The 5,851-nt window shown below is 38.2% G+C and carries 3 protein-coding genes; 1 reads left to right on the top strand and 2 read right to left on the bottom strand.

Annotation, left to right across the window (positions count from 1 at the left end; all coding sequences use genetic code 11):
* The first annotated feature begins 648 nt into the window (after nt 1-648).
* Complete coding sequence (locus F607_RS31560) at nt 649-1,878, top strand: adenylate/guanylate cyclase domain-containing protein (RefSeq protein ID WP_051311796.1); 1,230 nt, start codon at nt 649-651, stop codon at nt 1,876-1,878.
* Between the two features lie 111 nt (nt 1,879-1,989).
* Here F607_RS31560 and F607_RS0124145 read toward each other — a convergent pair whose 3' ends face one another.
* Nucleotides 1,990-4,935 (bottom strand): Ig-like domain-containing protein, encoded by a 2,946-nt coding sequence (locus F607_RS0124145; protein ID WP_157365590.1) that lies wholly within the window; start codon nt 4,933-4,935, stop codon nt 1,990-1,992.
* Nucleotides 4,936-5,583: 648 nt separating this feature from the next.
* Nucleotides 5,584-5,851: hypothetical protein (locus F607_RS34955; RefSeq protein ID WP_038292170.1), on the bottom strand; the 268-nt coding region annotated here is incomplete at its 5' end.

Here is a 5,851-nt window from a genome sequence, read left to right as displayed (position 1 = left end):
CCTAGTTGCCACTTAGTCTTTGGGAGTAAAGGTGTTAACACTGCCCATTGTTTATCAGTCAGATCCGTTGGATAATACATTGTGGCTCTTTTTTTGTTCCCTGTTTGTTTTTGGTGAAACTAATGGTAAACAGAAGAAGAGTCCATTCCTATCTTCTTGAAACTGCTTTGTGCTTAATGATTAACCTTTTACTTAGACATCTGTATATTTTTTGATTTTTGAGACACGTTCTAAGTGTTTATTCACTTATTTACCTGTTTGTTTTTTCACCTTGAATGGGCTGCCTCTAAATGGCCAAAGTCGAGATATAGTAACTTCATAATTATAACATCTTTTATTATTTTGAAAATCGCCATTAAAATGAATTATATAGCCTCTGCTTGTCAGGATGTTGATGCAAGTCACTTAGGACCTGTTAACACCAGGCAACATTTGCAAACAAACCAGTTTGTATCATTTTTAGTCAAAATAGATACAAAAGAGTTTATCGTAAAAATGATCAAGGTATGTTTTCTGTTTGAGATTAATTTATACTCACAACAAACTCATTATTCAATAAAAAAGTGATATACGGAGATCATCCCCATAACAGATAGGCGCATTTCTGATAAAATAACTATCATCAGACTACAGTAAGCGAATTTACTCATGGCATCAAATAAGCATTGGCAAGACATACTATGGGGAGGGCACACAGGCTGGAGTATAACCAATACTATCAACTGGCTATTGACAACAGGAAGAACGCTCACTGATCCAGCTGTTTTTTTGAAGGAACTTGCGCTCAATCTTATGAAAGATAATGCTAATATTGCGCGAATTCGAATTACACTTAATACGATTGACCCTGAAATTAGGGCAAGTGTATATACATGGTGGCGTGGCCGGGAAGAGATTGACGTATTTACACCATCTCATGGTATCGAGAGCACAACATCTTACCAGGGAAGCCCAATAGAAGAAGCGCGCAACTCCTGTCGTATAGTACGCCACCGTTTAATAGATAATCTACCCACAAATGCCCATATCATTTTACAGGAACTAAAAAACGAGGGAATGACTGATTATGCGGTGTTTCCTATTCAGTTTACAGATAAGAGTATCAGTACGTTTATTGTGGCAAGTGATGACCCAAAAGGCTTTTCCAATAGTGATTTAAATAAATGGAAAGCACTCCTTTTATACTTATTACCGGTCTTAGAAGTGTTTTCTGCGCGAAAAACCATTAAGTCTTTATTGAATACTTATGTTGGCCCCAGTACTGGACAAAAAATTCTCAAAGGTATTGTAAAGCGAGGTGATGCGGAGTTAATTGAATGTGCGCTGTGGTATAGCGACTTGCGTAACTTTACCGTGTTAACGGAATCCCTTTCAACTGAGACCATGTTGCAGCTGCTGAATGCTTATTTTGAAGTTGTGACTAATGCTGTGACAGAGCGGGGAGGTGAAGTTTTACGCTTTATTGGGGATGCAATGCTCATCGTTTTTACTGCGGATGAGCTAGGCTCTATAAAACAAGCCTGCCAAGCTGCACTGCAAGCCGCTATTGATGCGAATACTCAATTACAAACACTCAATAAAGAACTTGAGGACAAAGGTATGCCGCAACTGTCATTTGGTATTGGCCTGAATGAAGGGAAAGTGATCTATGGTAACGTAGGCTCACTATCACGGTTGGATTTTACAGTAATGGGACCGGCTGTTAATCGTACAGCACGACTTGAAGAACTAACGAAAAAGCTTAGTGTGGACTTATTATTAACTGAAGAATTCGCACAGTATATTGCTCAGCCCACTCAGTTTTTAGGCAGTTTTAATGTCCGCGGTGTACCAACACCATTGCAAGTGCATACTCTTGCACAATGTATTAAAACTTAGCACTATAACCTAAAAATTCTGCTGCTTTCTCTAGCAAATATTTACATAAAAAAAGCACCGTATGGTGCTTTTTTTATGGGTGTTTTTTTATGTAAAGTAATAGGGTGTCGCTTAGTTATTAATTACATTAAATGTCGGTTCAAATAAAACCACTTCAGTGAAGTTATGATTTTGGTAATTGCTTGCCATATCGTAAACACTCATTTCAGCCACACCCCAAATACCAGGTACTGAACCTGCAGGTAAGTGGATTTTCTTTGTATACACTTTTTGCTGGCTGGGGTTACCTTTAAAGAATAATCGACCATCATTATTAGGCTGATGAATAAAGTGGTGCATAACTCCTTGCGGATCACGTAGTTTAATTCTAGCGTGTTTAAAGCCGGAGATATTATCCCTTACCTGATAACGAATCGTTACGATCGTCTCACCATTAGGGTTGCTTGGCGTAACAGGTTTAGCACTCACACTGATTTGATTTAAATCGAGTACTGGCGCTTGAGTATCTGGGTTAGATGAGTTCAGGGTAACCGTTGGCGATTGTTCCTGTGCAAAAAAGTCAAACTTACCTTCATTAAGGGCTTTATCTCTCATTCTGATTTGATGAATACGATACGAGCCTGAAGCCATATAATTCGGCATTAAATAAACCAGTTTACAGGTACGGGTATTAATATCAAAATCACCATACTTGTAAATAGAGTAGAGTGTTGCAGAATCATGCACCATCGAACCATAACAAGGATAGCTGTCTGCCATACCTACTTTTTCAATCACTTGCCACTCAGCAACTACTTTATTGACAGGTTCGGCATATGAGTGAGTATCTTGAGTGACATTGAGTTTCAGGGTATTAGGTACATAGGCAGGAGGTGTTGTATCAGCGTTATCATTACCGATATACAGTTTCCAGCCAAAGTCATCAATACCACTAAAACGTTCATTGCCATTGACATCATTTAATGCAATTTGATCAGGACGCCAATAACCACCAGGGGCATTCTTATCAATGGTAAAGCTACCGGTTAAAGTCGTGCCGACATTAACACTCGCACCAGACGGATCAACAGGATTCAGCCAGAAGTCTTTATAAGTGCCTATTGGACTAAATACACGAACAGATGTACGTGTAGCGCCTTCTAATTGGCTATCTTTTGCATACAATTTGATAGTGACATTCACCTTTTTATCGCCACTATTCTCAGTAATAACACCTATTTCAACCTGCTTGATCTTACCTGGATAGATATAGTCGGGATACAGATTCAGTACTTCAAATGTTTTATCTTGATTAATAATCGATACGTACTGACTGCCTTTCATAATTCGCTTTTGTATAAAATCGAATTTACCGGGGGCACGAGAACGCAGCTTATCTGGGTTGATAATGTAGTATGCTGTAGACTCCGCCATATCTTCGTTAGGATTTTTTGCATGAGCATAAGCCGAAACAAATTCCGTTTGTTTTGAGGTACTCCAGCCATCACTATCATTAGGGTTTAAATACCAACCACCCACCTCAGCCCAGTCATCACGGGTCTGTTCATTGAGTACTTTACCATAAATAAAATGTGCTTTTTCATGAACGATTAAACGATGAATATAATCATCAGATTGTTGTCGAAAAGCACTTTCCATAAACTCAATGTAACCATTTTTGCCGGCATCTTTACTGGTTCGCCATGCTACAGCTGGGGCTGTGGGATAGAGCGGATGCTCCAAGCCATTCTTGCGTCTTACTAAATAATTTAAACCTTCTATTTTATGCATACCCGTGGGCATATCTTCAAAGATATTAATTAATTTAACTTTTTCTTGAGGTAAAAATGCCTGAAAATAATTATCCGTTTCATTGGTCGTACCCGCAGTTAACCGGCTAATATCTGCTTTAAAGCTCACGCCGTAACGCTCATTCGCTATTTTTTCTATCCGGTCACTATCATTTCCATAGTCTGTTACAAAGTTGACCAGGGCATGATGTAAACGCTTGGAAAAAAATCGCCCTTTAACACCATCAATTTCCGCCAATCGTGGTGCTGCATTAGTAAATGCATTCTCATTGATGCGTACTTTACGAGCATTTCCTTGAGTGGTAATTTCAATGTCATTCTCAAGCTCGTCCGCTGTTATTTCCCAAACAGATTGACTTAAGTTTTGCTCACCATAAGAATTTCTTTTCTGTTGAGGAATCATTCTCATGGTACTTAGCAGGCGGTTAGCATGTGCTAATGACCATAGTTTATCCTTATTATCAACCAACACGATATTGTAATCATGCAAAAGGGCATCAGAAGCTGAATTGTCAACAACATCTATTGTTTGATTTAAAAACTTAATCGTACGTTTTTTATTAATATGTGTTTGATATTCTGACTTATCATACTCTTCAGTGTCTTCCCACTGGAAACGGTACGAGTATTGATCTTTTGTCGCTTTTTCAAAGTTAAACGTGACTTCATCTGATGTCACTTTTTGTTGATGGTTTTGCAACACATACCCTGACGCATAAGCTTCAATGGTTGCATTACCTGAATAGTGCTCAAAACAAAATCGGCCATTTCCTTGTATTGACCGAGTTTGAAGCTCTGACTCAGAAGATAGCGTTACTTTTACGGCTACATCCGTGTCAATACCCATGACAGAGCCAGCAACCTGACATTTTTTATCTGCACTTGTTGGTGAGTTAGAGCCGTTTGTAGCCGTTGTCTGCTCATCCAAATCAAAGTTTAATTGCACTACTGACTTATTTGAGTATGTTTTTCCATCAGTGACGTGATAGTAAAACTCATCATAATCAACGCTTGAAGTAGGTGTGTATTCAAATTTGCCTGTTTTTTGATCCATTTTAATCTGACCAAATTTGGGCTGCACAGCAACTTCATAGGTTAAAGCATCTCTATCCTGATCTTGAGCCCAAACCCAACTGTTATGGCTGCCTGATTTAGTGATCGTTTCAGTGTGGCCTAGGGTAGTAGGGGCTTGATTGGCAGCCGAAACAGCTGTAGCGACTTGACTTAAACCAAATACCAAAGTAATTGGCAGTATTTTTTTAGCCATAGCTTGGTTACCTTTTCCTTTTATACAAAGTCGTTGGGGTATATACAGCATATGTAGCATAAAAAATAAAACGATTGTTCAATTGCTACTGCTATGCTGTTAAAGGGTAAATATTTTTAGACACTAAGTGACATGTTAGGAGTATACCTAATGCAAAGGTTTAGTGTTTTCTCTCAGGGTATATGTGCGATTAAAAAACCTTGTGCGCAAAATAAATCATGCAAGAAAGTCGATAACACATTATTTAATCGCGAGTCAATAATATCAGGTTGGTCTCTTTAAAGTTCAATTAAGTTTAGATTTTTGTGACAAGGTATACATACTTAATCTGTCGTAAGCATACCTTTACCCTAGCGCTATCTTTAGAAAATAGGCTTACAAGGCCAGACGATTATATTTTATACAACCCAAGCTATCCCGAGCAGTCCCACCATCAAAGCAATCATCTATAGATTTGCTTTTACAATTATTTTTTAAGCACTTTTTAATGGCACTTTTGTACGACCTTTATGTAACAACCATCGAAATATAAGCCAACTAGCGTACCATCTTACTCAAAACAAAAGTCATATTTTCTGCGCAATAAATTCTTAACAAAACAATAACAAATATATAAAACTCAGCGATCAATATTCTCGACTTTGGCCATCAAGCAGCCATCGCGAGTTGATTAATTAAAGTGTCAGCGTCATTGGGTGTTAATTTAATAAAGTCATCACTTATACTTGAGTTTGAAAAATATTCTTCAGCCCAAATTGTTCGCCTAATAAATGCGATGACATCGGAAAATGTTGCTTGATCTTTTTTGTCATACCAACTGGTTAATGCCGGTTGTAAAAGAGTGGATTGTCTCATTTCTTTGGCGATAACACAGGCTAAGGAATACAACCCCATTAATACAGGCGTTGTTCTACCG

Origin of the sequence: Zooshikella ganghwensis DSM 15267 (assembly GCF_000428585.1) — a bacterium.
Classification (GTDB): domain Bacteria; phylum Pseudomonadota; class Gammaproteobacteria; order Pseudomonadales; family Zooshikellaceae; genus Zooshikella; species Zooshikella ganghwensis.
The sequence above is the reverse complement of the archived record's forward strand: the minus strand, read 5'-3'. Positions and strand labels throughout refer to the sequence as shown.